Below are 16029 nucleotides of genomic sequence, written 5' to 3'. Positions count from 1 at the left end.
TATTTCTGCTTCCAGGACTATTTCCCTTTTTATATCGGCCTATTTAAATGCCCAATTTAGCAAAAGTTAATTTTTCAACCCATGAAACATTTCAATCATTAATGGCAAGAATAAAACAGACTACATAACAAAGGGTGAATACTATGAGATTTGGAGATAAGGGAATGTCTGCACATTCAGGGGAAAATCAGCTGTTCGGTGTTGATTTTCATGATTTTATCCAGAAAGAACAAAATTCAAATATGATTGAACTTGCATCCGAGTTTGGATTAACGCTTAGGGATGTCCGCAAACTAAAAAAGAAGCTGGAACGATCTTAAAAATAATTCGGTCTTGACATTGGTGAAAATGCTCCGTATTATAATATAAATAAAATGGAATGTGAGAATTAAAACTATAGTTGCAGCGCGTGACCAATGCGCTTCCGCTTTTCGAAAAAACCATTGATGGAGAAGAGTAGTTAAACCCCACATGAAAAGAGAGAAGATGCCGCTGGCTGAAAGCATCTTCACATGATGATTTAACGAAAGAACACTTCGTAGGTTTCTCTCTGAAAAAGGCATAGCCTTTAGTAGGAGCTGAACGTTAACAGGCGTTAACTGTAAAAGAGGAAGTCATTTATGGCTTCAACTAGGGTGGCACCACGGGAAATCCAAACTCTCGTCCCTTGTATTTATATACAAGGAGGCGGGAGTTTTTTTATTTTTGGCTGTTTTTGTAAAGTTTGTTGCTTTTCAAAAACGTTAAATTTACTGAGTTGATTGGAGCGGAGGGCACTTGACTCCTGCGGGAGGAGAGGAGGCTCCCGTTCCTCCCCGCGGAAAGCAAGTGTCCCGAAGCGGAAATCAACGGGCTGAATTCATAAGCAAAAACAACAATCTTGAGAAAAAAGCCTTATTTTTTAAGGGTGTTCAAAACATACTCTTATTTGAACGTTTCTTAAATTACATATCTTATCAATTTATTTTTTTAGGAGGAACTTTTCATGTCAATCCGAATACCGAGGGGAACTCAGGATATCCTGCCGGGAGAAGTAGAAAAATGGCAGCTGATTGAAGAGAAGGCCAGAGAGCTTTGTGAGAGATTTCAATACCATGAGATCAGAACACCTATTTTTGAACATACAGAATTATTTTTGCGCAGTGTCGGGGATACAACGGATATCGTGCAAAAGGAAATGTATACCTTTGAAGATCGGGGTGGGCGCAGCCTTACATTGCGGCCAGAAGGAACGGCTTCTGCTGTCAGATCTTTTGTAGAGCACAAAATGTATGGGTATGCGAACCAGCCGGTGAAGATTTATTACATGGGACCCATGTTCCGCTATGAACGGCCACAGGCAGGCCGTTTCCGCCAATTTGTGCAGTTTGGTGTAGAATCCATCGGAAGTGCTGACCCTGCAATTGATGCAGAAGTCATTGCTCTCGCTATGTCACTATATCAGAATATGGGACTGAAGAAGCTGAAGCTGATTGTTAATAGCCTCGGTGATAAAGACAGCAGAGCTGTACACCGGGAAGCATTAATCAATTATTTCAAGCCGCGAATCGGTGAATTTTGTAATGATTGCCAAAGCCGCCTTGAAAAAAATCCGATGCGTATCCTGGACTGCAAGCAGGATCGTGATCATGAATTGATGGAATCTGCGCCTTCAATCATTGATTACTTAAACGAGGACTCCAAGGTTTATTTTGAAAAGGTACAGAAGTACTTAACGAATCTTGGCATTGACTTTACAGTTGATCCGAATCTTGTCCGAGGGCTTGATTATTATAACCATACAGCCTTTGAAGTCATGAGTGATTCAGAGGGCTTTGGAGCGATTACGACCCTATGCGGCGGCGGCCGCTATAACGGCCTCACAGAGGAGATTGGCGGTCCGGAAGCACCTGGAATAGGATTTGCTTTAAGCATTGAGCGATTCATTGCAGCACTTGAAGCTGAAAAAGTCGATCTTCCGCTTACTAAAGAAATTGACTGCTACCTTGTATCTTTAGGTGAAGATGCCAAGGACTATACAGTAGGACTGCTTCAAAAGCTTAGAATGGCAGGATTTTCAGCAGAAAGAGATTATCTTGACCGAAAAATCAAAGCTCAGTTTAAAGCAGCAGACCGTTCCAATGCAAAGTTTGTTGCTGTCTTGGGTGAAGATGAACTGAAGAAAAATAAAATCAATGTGAAATCTATGGAATCAGGTGAACAAACTGAAGTTGATCTTGATTCTTTTATAGAGAAATTTACAGAGCTTTATCAATCATAAAACAGCGTCTTATGGACAGTATGGGAGGAATAGGAATGTTTGGGCGAACGTATTATTGTGGGGAAGTAACTGAAGATGCCATCGGAGAAAAAGTTACCTTAAAAGGATGGGTGCAGAAACGGCGTGATCTGGGCGGTTTGATTTTCATCGATTTTCGTGATCGCACTGGAATCGTACAGGTTGTGTTTAATCCGGAGGTTTCCCCGGAAGCACTTGCAGCAGCAGAAAAAGTAAGAAATGAATTTGTACTTGATATTGTAGGGAAAGTCATTTCGCGTGAAGAAGGGACTATTAATGAGAATCTAAAAACAGGGCGGATTGAAATTCAGGCTGAGAAAATCACGATCATTAATGAAGCAAAAACTCCACCTTTTGTAATCGATGATAAAACAGATGTTTCTGAAGACATCCGCCTTAAATACCGTTATCTTGATTTAAGAAGGTCTATTATGTTTGAGACTTTTAAGATGCGCCATCAGGTAACAAAATCTATGAGGGATTTCCTTGATAGCGAAGGCTTCCTTGACGTGGAGACCCCTATTTTAACTAAAAGCACTCCAGAAGGAGCGAGGGATTATTTAGTTCCAAGCCGAGTACATCCAGGAGAGTTTTATGCCCTCCCTCAATCTCCGCAAATTTTTAAGCAGCTATTAATGGTGGGAGGATTTGAACGTTATTACCAAATTGCCAGATGCTTCCGTGATGAAGACTTGCGGGCTGACCGGCAGCCTGAATTTACTCAGGTTGATATTGAGATGAGTTTTATGAACCAGGATGAAATCATCGGTTTAATGGAAAACATGATGAAAAAAATCATGAAAGAAGTCAAGGACGTGGATGTTCAAATTCCATTCCCGCGCATGTCTTATCAAGATGCAATGGACCGATTTGGTTCTGATAAGCCGGATACGCGTTTTGAAATGGAGCTGACAGACCTTTCTGAGATTGTAAAAAATTCAAGTTTCAAGGTGTTTGCTGGAGCCGTATCATCCGGCGGACAGGTAAAAGCCATTAATGTTAAAGACGCTGCTGGCAAGTATTCCCGCAAAGATATCGATGCATTGACAGAGTTTGTCTCTATTTATGGTGCGAAAGGGCTTGCCTGGCTAAAAGCAGAAGAAGATGGATTAAAAGGCCCGATTTCAAAGTTCGTAACAGAGGAAGAACAAAAGGCGTTTTATGAAGCATTATCTGTTCAACCTGGTGACTTGCTTTTATTCGTTGCTGATAAGAAGAAAGTTGTTGCAGATGCACTTGGAGCTCTAAGATTAAAGCTTGGAAAAGAATTGGATTTGATTGATCAAAGCAAATTTAATTTCCTTTGGGTTACAGATTGGCCGCTTCTTGAGTACGATGAGGAAGAAGGACGCTATTATGCGGCCCATCATCCATTTACAATGCCTGCCAGAGAGGATCTGGTGAAGCTTGATAATGAACCATCCGATGTACGGGCACAGGCATATGACCTTGTTTTAAACGGATACGAGCTGGGTGGAGGTTCATTGCGTATTTTCGAAAGAGAAGTGCAGGAGAAGATGTTCAGCATTCTGGGTTTCTCTAAAGAAGAGGCAGTGGAACAATTTGGATTCCTTCTTGAGGCATTTGAATATGGAACACCGCCACATGGAGGAATAGCGCTCGGTTTGGATAGACTTGTCATGCTATTGGCAGGCAGGACCAATCTGCGTGATACGATCGCATTTCCGAAAACAGCCAGTGCAAGCTGTATCCTGACAGATGCGCCTGGTGAAGTAAGTGAAGCACAGTTAAATGACTTGCATCTGGCTTTGAATTTGAAAAAAGTGAGTAATGGCCTAGCAGGACAGTAAAAGGGTTTATGCTGCTTAATTTTCAGAGACTCAAACTGGGAAGATGCTCCTAATTTTTATAGCTTTTCCATAAATTTTAAGACAAAAAATGGAGATGGAGTAAAGACCAGCTTAGCTGATCCATCTTGAAAAAATAAAAGCCATATGGTATGATTATTTCAAATAATAAATACAGAGTCCTGAAGTGTTCGTTGCAAAACCTGAAATTTTGACCAACATTATTCCTTCGGGAGTCCGGAGTTTTTCTGCAGCGTAAATGCCTCATGGATGAGGACTTACAAACGCAGAATACAGGACACCCACCTGCTGAGTGCGGGTTCAAAATGAGGGCAACAATGCGACGGCACAATTGGGACTCTAATACATACGTTGAAAAATCCATGCTTTTTTTGCATGGATTTTTTATATGCTATCAAGAAGCCTGCGGGGACAGCAGGCTTCTTGATCATAAAGCTTTTGCTTTTTGATATTCAGAGGCAATATTTTTTATTATCTCCTTTACAGGCAGAATTTCTCTAATTTCCGAAACTCTTGAACCGGCAAAAACGAGACCGTTTTCTACATCACCGCCAACTGACTTTAGCAGTGAATCCAATGTGCAAAAACGGTAGGAACAATTTTTTAAACAGTCGTGGCATTTTTGGATTTTTAGTTTATCTGTGCCGGCAATAAGGGCAGTGAATTTATTTTTAATGGCTCTTCCCTGCAGTCCAACTGTAGTTTTTACAAGGACCGTATCCCCTTCCTGTGCATTTACATACTTCTCTTTAAACGGAAGGGGCGCATCACACTCCTCACTCGCAACAAATCGAGTTCCCATTTGTACACCTGATGCTCCCGAATTTACAGCCTTAGCAAGGTCCATTCCTGTTAAAATCCTGCCTGCTGCGATAACAGGGATATTTACTGTTTTCACTACCTCTGGAAGGATATCAAATAATGGCTTGTCTGTCCCCAAATGTCCGCCTGCCTCATGGCCTTCTACAACCACAGCTGATGCTCCGAGTCTCTCGGAAAGTTTGGCAAGTTTTGCTGAAGACACTATTGAAATCACAGGTACTCCATATTCCTTTCCCCATGAATACATGTCGCGGGATATCCCTGCGCCGGAAATGATAAAGTCAACTTTTTCTTCCAATGCCGCCTTCATTTTTTCTGCAAAGTCGTTCATGGCAAAAAGGACATTTACACCAATATAGCCAGTCTCATTTTTTAATTGAGCCCTTGCTTTCTTTATATGTCTTCTTAATTCTTCTGTAGAAATGCCGGTTCCGGAAATAATGCCTATTCCTCCTGCATTGGCTACTGCGGATGCAAGCCCGCTAAGGGAAATGCCTACACCCATGCCTCCTTGAAGAATAGGAAACCTGGTCTTCATATGGCCGATTTGCAGCTGTGGTAGATTCATTGTTTTATCCTCATTTCAAAAGTGTATTTGTAAGACTAAGGGCATCTTATCATTATTTTTTAAAAAAAGATGTGATCTTTATTACCTGGTCATATAACTTGATAAATATTTCTGGTGATTATTAACATCATTAAACCTATAGAACTACTTGCTTTAATACGGAAGTATGATATATTCATTATCGGGTAATAGATAATGAATGCTTGTATTTTTTATAAACTTGTTATGGAGTGGATATAGATGCTTCACCAATTTTCGAGAAATGAATTGGCCATCGGCAAGGAAGGCCTTGAGAAAATGAAAAATAGTACGGTTGCAGTGCTTGGCATAGGAGGGGTTGGATCCTTTGCAGCAGAAGCTCTTGCCCGTTCAGGGGTGGGCCGGCTTGTGCTTGTCGACAAGGATGATGTTGATATTACGAATGTAAATCGTCAGGTTATTGCGCTTTTATCAACTGTTGGAAAACCGAAAGTAGATTTAATGAAAGAAAGAATAGAGGACATTAATCCTGAATGCGAAGTGATTGCACTGAAGATGTTTTATACAGAAGAAACCTATGAGCAATTTTTCGAATATGGCTTGGACTTCGTAGTGGATGCTTCAGATACGATTTCTTATAAAATTCATTTAATGAAGGAGTGCCTTAAGAGGAATATTCCGTTGATATCAAGCATGGGTGCTGCCAATAAAATGGATCCAACAAGATTCCAGATCGCAGATATTTTCAAAACGCATACGGATCCGATTGCGAAGGTCATCCGTACACGTCTGAGAAAAGAAGGGATCCGCAAAGGGGTTCCGGTTGTCTTTTCTGATGAAAGCCCGATTATCATCCGTGAAGATATCCGCAAAACAGTTGGAAAGGACGATGCAGAAATCAGAAAGGCGAAAATGCCGCCTTCTTCTAATGCATTCGTCCCTTCCGTGGCAGGATTAGTCATGGCAAGTTATGTGGTAAGACAGCTATTAAGCGATATTCAAATTACTCGTGTGAATGACTGATAAAGGCCGGCTAAAATGCCGGTCTTTTAGTTGAGTGGAGGGTCTGCGTAATCCGAGTGGTCTTAACAACACCGCAGAACCTTACTGGACAGCTCTTTTCTCCGCTCTGCCTTCTTGCTTAAGCAGATGGTCGGCTTCTTTAAGGATCCCGGCCATTTCTTCGTATTGAAGAAGTTCCTTTTCGAATGCTTTTCTCTTGTCTTCAAGCTTTTTTCTTAGCTGCCCATTTAACAGCTTTAATTGGGTGTGTTCGTTATGCAGGATTTTATTTTGTTCAAGCAGCTCGGAATTGGGCTTTGTTTTGGCAAAATTTTTTAAGAAGCTGATGACTTGGTCCAAGTTTGTAAGTGGATCTGTTTCGAGATTAGTATAGGGCTGCCTGGCTGTTGTATCGCTGGAGGAAACATTTTTATCAGCTGATGAGAATGCTTCTTTCTTTAACACTGCGTTCCATCTGTATTGGCATGCCGAAACTGTCCGTCCTAACTCGATGCTTGCTTTTTTAAATGCTGATGCTTTTGGATCGCCATTTGAAGTATATTCGAGCACTGTCTCTTTTAAAAAATGATCCTCTTTCGGCTTCCATAGGTCTTTTCTTTCCTTCATGCATTCACCACCTTGAAATGACGTTTATAGGCTTATCGTCACCCTTATGATTGAAAATATTCCATTATGAAATGGCTAAAGGGATGTTTCTGCGCAATGAAAAAGGAATGGCAATTGAAGAATCAGAGCGAGTGGATAATATTTCTTGGGAAGTTGATGATAGAATATAGGCTTATCATGCCTATTACAAAAAGGTCTGGCATCGCCAGACCTTTTAAGATTTTAAAAGCTTATCATATACGGCTGCTAAAGCCTGTTCAAATTTTCCTGTTTTTTTAGGCTCGTAATAGACTTTATTTTTAATCCTGTCAGGCAGGTACTGCTGCTTGACCCAGCCTGTATCATAATCATGAGGATATAAATAGTCAATGCCTCTTCCCAGTTCTTTGGCGCCTTTGTAGTGTGCGTCCTTAAGATGGTCAGGAATTTCCCCGCTTTTGCCGGCCCGAATGTCCGCGATGGCTGCATCCAATGCTTTATAGGCAGAATTGGATTTTGGAGATAGGCAAAGCTCTATCACAGCATTGGCGAGCGGTATTCTTGCTTCAGGGAATCCGATCCTTTCAGCACTCTCAATGGCTGCAAGTGTTCTCGCCCCTGCTTGAGGAGAAGCAAGTCCAATATCTTCATAGGCGATGACTAAAAGGCGTCTGTTAATGCTCTGCAGGTCGCCGGCTTCAATCAGTCTGCCTAAGTAGTGCAGGGCTGCGTTTACATCGCTTCCTCGTATTGACTTTTGAAAGCCCGATAAAACATCATAATGTGCATCGCCATCTTTATCATGTGTGAAGCTTTTACGCTGAATGCACTCCTCAGCGACAGACAAATCGATCCTGATTATTCCGTCTTCATCAGGCTTGGTTGATAAAACAGCAAGTTCAAGGGCATTTAGCGAGCTTCTGACATCGCCATTTGATGCTGAGGCGAGATGGGTGAGCGCTTCATCGGTAACCTTTGTATCCTTGTTTCCGAGACCTCGTTCTTTATCCTCTAATGCTTCATTCAGCGCTTTTTTTATATGTTCAGCTGATAGCGGCTTCAGCTCGAAAATCTGACAGCGGCTTCTAATTGCGGGGTTTATGGCATGATATGGGTTGCTTGTTGTAGCCCCAATTAGTGTAATGCTTCCATTTTCCAGATACGGAAGAAGGAAGTCTTGTTTTCCTTTATCAAGCCTGTGAACCTCATCAAGAAGAAGAATGACTTTTCCTGACATTTTGGCTTCAGCTGCAACAGCTTCCATGTCCTTTTTATTATTCGCAACAGCATTAAGCGTCCGGAAAGCATATTTTGTACTCCCGGCAATGGCGCTTGCAATAGAAGTTTTGCCTATTCCAGGGGGCCCATACAGAATCATGGAAGAAAGCTGTTTGGCCTGTACCATCCGATATATGATTTTTCCTTCAGAAACAAGATGCTCCTGGCCGATAATTTCCTCAATTCTTCGCGGCCTCATTCGAAATGCAAGAGGTTTGATGCTCAAAATAATCACTCCAACCTATTAAATGCTTTTGCCCTGATTCATTCTTTCTATTCTCTAGCTCCATGTATGAGAATGTTTTGTCATATTAAATAAGATACCATAACTGACCCAGGTGCAAAATGAATATGCCATTCCAAAATGGAAAAGGTATGGAAGCCCATTCCCCTTTTTCACCTAAAATATGCTATAATGTCAAAAGTCTATATTATTACTAAGGATTTATTAACATAATTATTTGTCTGTCCGGCGGGGAGCGTATGGCATGTTGTTAAAAAATACAGGCCAGATAGGCCAAAGGTTTTTGGTGTATCTAACCGGGTTGCTTGTCATGAGCCTCGGGATTGTTTTATTGATTGTGGCTGATTTAGGGGCAACACCGTGGGATGTTCTCCATGTTGGATTGTACTACCGGCTTGGCTTGACAATAGGAAGCTGGTCCATCATTGTCGGAGTTTTTATATTAGCGATTGCTGCACTAATATCCAAGGAATTCCCGCTAGTGGGAGCTTTCTTGAATATGGTGCTCATTGGATTTTTTATTGATATGTATTTGTTTTTGCCCTTTATGCAAACACCAAATACGTTTAGTGGAAAAGCAGCGATGTTTGTATGCGGTATTGTTATTTATTGCTATGGAATGGGACTGTACATCTCAGCAAAGCTTGGCACAGGGCCTCGCGACAGTCTGATGATTGCATTAACAGCAAGAACCGGCTGGAAGGTCAGGAATGTAAGAGCCTTAATGGAAATCTTTGTTTTAGTGATTGGCTGGCAGCTGGGCGGTCCGGTATTTTGGGGAACCATTATTCTTAGTTTGACAGTTGGACCAATCGTCGGAATCGCTTTGCCTCAATGCCAGGCTTTAACTGACAGGTTTTTGGCAAAGCTTAAAGGTGAGAAAGAAATTCATATGAATCAAATGCTGAAAGAAAAGAATAGAGGTGCCAGCTGATGAAAATATCTACTAAAGGCCGTTATGGTCTAACTATTATGATTGAATTAGCAAAGAAACATGGTGAGGGTCCTACTTCATTAAAATCGATTGCCCAAACAAATGATCTGTCTGAACATTATCTGGAACAGCTAATTGCACCGCTCCGAAACGCAGGGCTTGTGAAAAGTATTCGGGGTGCATATGGAGGCTACGTTTTAGGAAATGACCCAACCAAAATAACGGCAGGTGATATCATCAGGGTTCTGGAAGGACCGATCAGTCCAGTGGAAGGCATAGAAGATGAAGAACCAGCAAAAAGAGAACTATGGCTGCGTATCCGCGATGCAGTGAAGGATGTGCTTGATAACACAACTTTAGAGGATCTTGCCAGCCATACAGATACAGGTGAATCTGATGCTTATATGTTTTATATTTGAGCAGGACTAAAGACTTTAATGAAAACACTAATGAGAATAAGTCCTATTTTTATAGGAAAAATGCAAGTAGCAGGACAAATGAAGTAGGTGAAATAGATTGGAACGAATATATCTTGACCATGCAGCAACTTCTCCTATGCATCCGGAAGTCATCAGCCGGGTGGCAGAGATCATGGAAACAGAGTTTGGAAACCCGTCCAGTATCCATTTTTTTGGGCGAAGCGCCCGCTATATTATTGACGAAGCACGGGTAGCTTTAGCGAAAAGCATTGGTGCGAATGCGAATGATATTATATTTACGAGCGGCGGAACAGAAGCCGATAACCATGCGATCTTTGGCGTTGCCGAAGCATACCGGGAGAATGGAAAACATATCATTACTACTCAAATTGAACATCATGCGGTTTTGCATGCATGTGAGCAGCTTGAAAAGCAAGGTTATGAAGTAACGTATTTACCGGTTGATCAAGATGGGCGTGTTGCTGTGGAGGATGTATCGGAGGCTTTAAGAGATGATACCATTCTAGTGACAATCATGTATGGGAATAATGAGGTCGGTACAATCCAGCCGATTAAGGAAATTGGACAGCTGCTTGCTGGCCATCCTGCAAAATTCCATACGGATGCAGTCCAGGCGTATGGTCTGGAGAATATTAGTGTTGCTGAGTTGGGGATCGATTTGCTGTCTGTTTCGGCACATAAAATTAATGGCCCGAAAGGAATCGGCTTTTTGTATGCACATCCGCATGTATTGCTTTCTTCACGTCTATATGGAGGAGAACAGGAGCGAAAGCGCCGGGCAGGCACAGAAAATGTTCCTTCGATTGCTGGCTTCCAGGAAGCGGTAAAAATTTCTCAGCGGGATATGGAATCTAAACAAGAAGAGTATATAGCATTTAAAATGTTATTTATGAAAAAGCTCGAACAAGAGGAAGTTGAATTTGAAGTGAACGGATTTCTTGATTATTCCCTGCCTCATGTTCTAAACTTAAGCTTTCCAGGAACTAACGTAGAAGCTATGCTTGTTAATCTTGACTTAGCTGGTGTTGCAGCTTCAAGCGGATCAGCTTGTACAGCAGGGTCCATTGATCCTTCCCATGTGCTTGTCAGCATGTTCGGGAAAAAATCGGAGAAGCTGCAAAACTCTATTCGATTCAGCTTCGGCCTTTTCAATACAAAGCAACAGGTTGAAAAAGCTGCAGAAGAAACAGCCAAAATTGTCAAGCGGCTGGCAAAATAGATAGAATCATTAAGAAGAACTTCTATTAACTGATGCTTTTTCTCATGGTGATGAAATGAGGTGAAGATAGATGAAAAAAGACCCAAAGGATACCCGAGTGGTGGTTGGAATGTCCGGAGGAGTAGATTCCTCAGTTGCGGCCCTTCTTTTGAAGGAACAGGGCTATGATGTGATCGGCATTTTTATGAAGAACTGGGACGATACGGATGAAAACGGTGTTTGCACTGCTACAGAGGATTATAATGATGTCATTAGGGTTTGTAACCAGATAGGCATCCCTTATTATGCCGTTAATTTTGAAAAGCAATATTGGGATAAAGTGTTCACTTACTTCCTTGAGGAGTACAAGGCGGGAAGGACGCCAAATCCGGATGTTATGTGCAATAAGGAAATTAAGTTTAAGGCATTTCTAGAGCATGCTATGAGCCTTGGAGCTGATTATTTGGCTACCGGGCATTATGCCCGTGTCGAATTCAGGGATGGTGAGCATAAAATGCTGAGAGGCCTAGATGAAAATAAGGATCAGACGTATTTCCTGAACCAGTTAACACAGGAACAGCTTGAAAAAGTAATGTTTCCGATTGGGGATATTGAGAAATCAAAAGTACGAGAGCTTGCAAAAGAAGCCGGCCTGGCGACAGCAACAAAGAAAGATAGTACCGGCATTTGCTTTATCGGCGAACGCAACTTTAAGGAGTTCCTGGGGAATTACTTGCCTGCACAGCCGGGCAATATGGAGACGATGGACGGCGAAGTTGTCGGCAAGCATGATGGCTTGATGTATTATACAATCGGCCAGCGGCATGGCCTTGGAATTGGCGGTGCAGGTGAACCATGGTTTGCCATTGGAAAAGATTTGAAGCGGAATGTCCTTTATGTTGGACAGGGCTTTCATAATGAAAAGCTATATTCTGATTCCATTATTGCTGTTAGCACCAGCTGGGTATCAAAGGCTGAAATGCCGCAAACGTTTGAATGCACGGCGAAATTTAGATACCGCCAAGCTGACAGCAAGGTGAAAGTTAAAATTCATCATGACGGTAAAGTTCGAGTGGTGTTTGATGAGCCGGTCCGTGCTGTCACTCCTGGACAGGCAGTAGTCTTTTATAATGGAGACGAGTGCCTTGGCGGTGGAACTATTGATGAAATATTTAAGGATGGAAAACGTTTGGAGTACGTTGGATAAGCAAATTTTCCTGGGATGAAAAACCCCGATTCTATTAAAAAGAGTCGGGGCTTTATTTTGCAACCGACCGGAAATACCTATCTAAAAGCGCTGTCCGAAATATGCTATACTTTCATTTGAATGGAGTGATTAAGAATGGATAAAAACCAAATGGGTATTCAATATATGCAAGAAGGAAAATGGGAAGAAGCAGCGAAGGTTTTTATGGAAGCAATTGAAGATAATCCTGCTGATCCGGTTTCTTACATTAATTTTGGCAATGTGCTTTCTGCTGCTGGAGAGAATGAAAAAGCGCTGAAATTTTATGAAAAAGCCATCGGTCTGGATGAAAATGCAGGGGCAGCTTATTATAGCGCAGGGAACTTATATTATGAATTGCAGAAATTTGATGAGGCAAAGAACATGTTTGAAACAGCCATGAAAAAAGGGCTGGAAACTGCAGATAACTTTTTTATGCTTGGCATGACGCTAACCGCGCTTGATCAGGGAAAACTGGCTCTGCCTTATTTGCAGCGCAGCGCAGAGCTGAATGAAAAAGATGCAGAAGCTCATTTCCAGTACGGCCTATGCCTGGCTCAGCTAAATTACATTGATGAAGCGATTTTGCAGATGAAAAAGACCATAGAAATAGAGCCTGAGCATGCAGATGCTTTTTATAACCTGGGTGTAGCCTACGGCTTTAAGGAACAGGAAGAAGAGGCTCTAGCAAACTTTAATAAAGCACTTGAAATTCAGCCAGATCATCTATTGGCGGGATACGGGAAAAAACTCATTGAAAAAGGCGATGCCGAATCAAAGTAAGGTTGATTGTTTAGGGGAGGGGAAAGCAATGGAAAAACAGGACTCCATGGATCTATTTGCCGAACAGGGAAAATTTATAAAAGGCAGGCATCTTGTCACGATTTTTCATAATGAGCAAAATTTATATACCGTTTTGCGCATTCGTGTGGATGAAACGAACGATTCATATGATGAAAAAGAAGCGGTTATTACGGGCTACCTTCCAAAGATGCATGAGCATGAAACCTATATTTTTTATGGGGAATTTAAGGAACATCCCAAATTCGGCGTCCAATTTCATGCAAGCTTTTACCGTAAAGACCTTCCCCAAACGAAACAAGGAGTAGCCAATTATTTATCAAGTGAACTATTTAAAGGAATTGGCAAGAAAACAGCAGAACAAATCGTTGAGAAGCTTGGCGAAAATGCCATTTCCCGAATTCTGAACCAGCCTTCCCTCCTTGACCAGGTACAAAAGCTTTCACCTGAAAAAGCGAAAATGCTCTATGAAACCCTTATGGAGCATCAGGGCCTTGAGCAGGCAATGATTGCTTTGAATCAATATGGATTTGGCCCGCAGCTTTCCATGCGGATTTATCAGGTGTATAAAGAGTCAACCATAGAAGTGATACAAACCAATCCTTATAAGCTTGTCGAGGATATCGAAGGCGTCGGGTTTGGCCGGGCAGATGAACTCGGCTTCCAGCTAGGCATTACAGGGAGCCATCCTGACCGGATTAAAGCAGCCTGCCTTTATATACTTGAAATGGAAGGTATGCAAGCGGGGCATGTTTATGTTGAAGCAAAAGTCCTGCTGCAAAGCGTCAAAAAGCTGCTGGAAGAAAATAAGCAAGACCCGATTGAATTTAAAGAGATTTCAAATGAGCTGATTAAACTTGAAGAAGAAGGAAAAATAATGGCGGAAGGCCAGAAAATATATCTGCCTTCCCTTTACTTTTCTGAAAAGGGGCTCGTCACAAACATTAAGCGCATCCTTAACCAAACAGAGTTTGATGAACAGTTTCCTGAGTCCGAATTTCTTTTGGCACTTGGCAACTTGGAAGAACGCCTTGGCGTCCAATATGCACCGACTCAAAAAGAGGCCATTCAAACAGCACTTATGTCACCAATGCTGATTCTTACAGGTGGCCCGGGGACAGGGAAAACAACGGTCATAAAAGGAATAGTGGAGCTTTATGGTGAGCTGCACGGCTGTTCGCTTGAGCCGAACGATTACAAAAAGGAAGAGCCATTCCCCTTCCTTCTTGCTGCTCCAACGGGAAGAGCTGCCAAGCGGATGGCTGAATCAACTGGACTGCCTGCTGTAACGATTCACCGCCTGCTTGGCTGGAATGGGATAGAAGGGTTCGACCGCCACGAAGAAAGTCCTCTTGAAGGGAAGATACTGATAGTGGATGAGACTTCTATGGTTGATGTATGGCTCGCAAATCAGCTGTTCAAGGCGCTGCCTGAAAATATGCAGGTAATCCTGGTTGGCGATGAGGATCAGCTTCCTTCTGTTGGGCCAGGGCAGGTGCTCAAAGATCTTTTGCGATCAGAACGCATTCCGACAGTCCGATTAACAGACATTTACCGGCAGGCGGAAGGGTCATCGATTATTGAACTCGCACATGAAATGAAGAGGGGCAAACTGCCAGTAAATATTTCAGTTCAGCAGGCTGACCGTTCTTTTATTAAATGCCACCCGGGACAAATTGGCGAAGTAGTAGAGAAAGTGGTATTGAATGCCAAAAGAAAAGGATATTCAGCAAGGGAAATTCAAGTGCTTGCCCCGATGTATAGAGGTCCTGCCGGCATTGATAAGCTTAATGAAATATTGCAGGAAATCCTAAACCCCACGGATGGCACCAGAAAAGAGCTGGTTTTTGGCGATGTTAGGTACCGGATTGGCGATAAAGTTCTTCAGCTTGTCAACCAGCCTGAGAATAATGTCTTTAATGGGGATATGGGTGAAATCGTTTCAATCTTTTATGCAAAGGAAAATACAGAAAAACAGGATATGATTGTCGTTTCCTTTGACGGCGCTGAAGCAACTTACACCAGGCAAGACCTGAATCAAATCACGCATGCCTACTGCTGCTCTGTACATAAATCACAGGGAAGTGAATTCCCGATTGTTATTTTGCCGGTTGTGAAAAGCTATTATCGGATGCTAAGAAGGAATCTTCTTTATACCGCCATTACCCGCAGCAAGCAATTCTTAATTCTATGCGGAGAAGAAGAAGCATTAAAAATAGGTGTTGAAAGAGCTGATGAACAGGCGCGCCTCACAACTCTTTCTGACAAGCTTAGGGAAGCGATTCCTGCAGATAACAGTACTCAAGAGGCTAAAGCAGCTGAATCTTCATTGCCTGAAACACGATCACTTGAAGAAAGGCTGCTCCAAGCTGACCCAATGGTTGGGATGGAAAATATAACACCGTATGATTTTATGGAAAAAGAGTATAGCTAAAAAGAACAGTCAAATATAGACTGTTCTTTTTTATTCTTTTTAAACAAGGGGTGTATAAATGGGCAAATGGAATGGAGAAGCAGCACCCAATAATAATATAGCTTCAGAAGAACTAACGGCATCCGAACTTGTATACAATGAACGTCAGGTGAATGATGGCAAGAATCTTGATGAAGCAGCTGCTGAAGAAGCAAAAAAAGGGTCCAGGAAATAGAAGGGCACTGCAGTCCTGTTGATTTATATACCTTTCATGAAAAGGAGGAATGATAAATGTGGAAAAGAAAACAAGAAGTTCGCTTCTAAATCTCCATGGCATAAAAAGGCGTAAACAGCCAAAACAGCAGGATTTTGAGTTTTCCGAAGAACTATCTGATGGAGGGGAGAGGACCGA

General features: G+C 42.1%; 14 protein-coding genes, 1 other RNA gene and 1 other annotated feature. Of the genes, 12 read left to right on the top strand and 3 right to left on the bottom strand.

Annotated elements, in window-relative coordinates; genetic code table 11:
- Positions 1 to 143 precede the first annotated feature (143 nt).
- The 4 genes from NCCP133_RS02320 (at position 144) to ssrS (ending at position 4449) form a co-directional block, all read left to right on the top strand.
- Positions 144 to 320: a hypothetical protein gene (locus NCCP133_RS02320; protein ID WP_264803344.1), complete on the top strand. Its 177-nt coding sequence runs from the start codon at positions 144 to 146 to the stop codon at positions 318 to 320.
- A 114-nt stretch (positions 321 to 434) separates the two neighbouring features.
- Positions 435 to 671 (top strand) — a binding site (T-box leader).
- A gap of 314 nt (positions 672 to 985) precedes the next feature.
- Positions 986 to 2260, top strand: a complete 1275-nt coding sequence (gene hisS / locus NCCP133_RS02315; RefSeq protein WP_264803343.1) for a histidine--tRNA ligase — start codon at positions 986 to 988, stop codon at positions 2258 to 2260.
- A gap of 35 nt (positions 2261 to 2295) precedes the next feature.
- Entirely contained in the window at positions 2296 to 4089 is a 1794-nt protein-coding gene (gene aspS / locus NCCP133_RS02310) for an aspartate--tRNA ligase (RefSeq protein WP_264803342.1), read from the top strand.
- Positions 4090 to 4262: 173 nt separating this feature from the next.
- A non-coding RNA gene (gene ssrS / locus NCCP133_RS02305) (6S RNA) lies at positions 4263 to 4449 on the top strand.
- An 85-nt stretch (positions 4450 to 4534) separates the two neighbouring features.
- On the opposite strand, the gene NCCP133_RS02300 is transcribed toward ssrS, so the two are convergent.
- Positions 4535 to 5497: an NAD(P)H-dependent flavin oxidoreductase gene (locus NCCP133_RS02300; RefSeq protein ID WP_264803341.1), complete on the bottom strand. Its 963-nt coding sequence runs from the start codon at positions 5495 to 5497 to the stop codon at positions 4535 to 4537.
- 240 nt (positions 5498 to 5737) lie between these two features.
- Here NCCP133_RS02300 and NCCP133_RS02295 point away from each other — a divergent pair, with 240 nt between their 5' ends.
- Complete coding sequence (locus NCCP133_RS02295) at positions 5738 to 6499, top strand: tRNA threonylcarbamoyladenosine dehydratase (RefSeq protein ID WP_264803340.1); 762 nt, start codon at positions 5738 to 5740, stop codon at positions 6497 to 6499.
- Positions 6500 to 6580: 81 nt separating this feature from the next.
- Here NCCP133_RS02295 and NCCP133_RS02290 read toward each other — a convergent pair whose 3' ends face one another.
- Positions 6581 to 7105 (bottom strand): hypothetical protein, encoded by a 525-nt coding sequence (locus NCCP133_RS02290; protein ID WP_264803339.1) that lies wholly within the window; start codon positions 7103 to 7105, stop codon positions 6581 to 6583.
- 214 nt (positions 7106 to 7319) lie between these two features.
- Complete coding sequence (locus tag NCCP133_RS02285) at positions 7320 to 8588, bottom strand: replication-associated recombination protein A (protein ID WP_331490969.1); 1269 nt, start codon at positions 8586 to 8588, stop codon at positions 7320 to 7322.
- A 262-nt stretch (positions 8589 to 8850) separates the two neighbouring features.
- Between NCCP133_RS02285 and NCCP133_RS02280 the strand changes: the two genes are divergently transcribed.
- The 7 genes from NCCP133_RS02280 to NCCP133_RS02250 all read left to right on the top strand — a co-directional run bounded on the left by NCCP133_RS02280 (position 8851) and on the right by NCCP133_RS02250 (position 15852).
- A complete protein-coding gene (locus NCCP133_RS02280) occupies positions 8851 to 9540 on the top strand; it encodes a YczE/YyaS/YitT family protein (protein ID WP_264803338.1) in 690 nt (229 codons plus the stop codon).
- Entirely contained in the window at positions 9540 to 9959 is a 420-nt protein-coding gene (gene cymR, locus NCCP133_RS02275; RefSeq protein WP_264803337.1) for a cysteine metabolism transcriptional regulator CymR, read from the top strand. The genes NCCP133_RS02280 and cymR overlap by 1 nt, the downstream gene beginning before the upstream one ends.
- Before the next feature lie 97 nt (positions 9960 to 10056).
- Positions 10057 to 11199 carry a cysteine desulfurase family protein gene (locus tag NCCP133_RS02270; protein WP_264803336.1) on the top strand — a complete coding sequence of 381 codons (1143 nt, stop codon included), beginning with the start codon at positions 10057 to 10059 and terminating at the stop codon, positions 11197 to 11199.
- A 70-nt stretch (positions 11200 to 11269) separates the two neighbouring features.
- Positions 11270 to 12385 (top strand): tRNA 2-thiouridine(34) synthase MnmA, encoded by a 1116-nt coding sequence (mnmA, locus tag NCCP133_RS02265; protein ID WP_264803335.1) that lies wholly within the window; start codon positions 11270 to 11272, stop codon positions 12383 to 12385.
- Positions 12386 to 12520: 135 nt separating this feature from the next.
- Entirely contained in the window at positions 12521 to 13186 is a 666-nt protein-coding gene (locus NCCP133_RS02260; protein WP_264803334.1) for a tetratricopeptide repeat protein, read from the top strand.
- Between the two features lie 28 nt (positions 13187 to 13214).
- Complete coding sequence (recD2, locus tag NCCP133_RS02255; protein WP_264803333.1) at positions 13215 to 15638, top strand: SF1B family DNA helicase RecD2; 2424 nt, start codon at positions 13215 to 13217, stop codon at positions 15636 to 15638.
- Positions 15639 to 15696: 58 nt separating this feature from the next.
- Positions 15697 to 15852: a hypothetical protein gene (locus NCCP133_RS02250; protein ID WP_264803332.1), complete on the top strand. Its 156-nt coding sequence runs from the start codon at positions 15697 to 15699 to the stop codon at positions 15850 to 15852.
- The last annotated feature ends 177 nt before the right edge of the window (positions 15853 to 16029 follow it).

It is taken from the genome of Cytobacillus sp. NCCP-133 (assembly GCF_026011715.1).
Taxonomy (GTDB): Bacteria; Bacillota; Bacilli; order Bacillales; family Cytobacillaceae; genus Cytobacillus.
The sequence above is the reverse complement of the archived record's forward strand: the minus strand, read 5'-3'. Positions and strand labels throughout refer to the sequence as shown.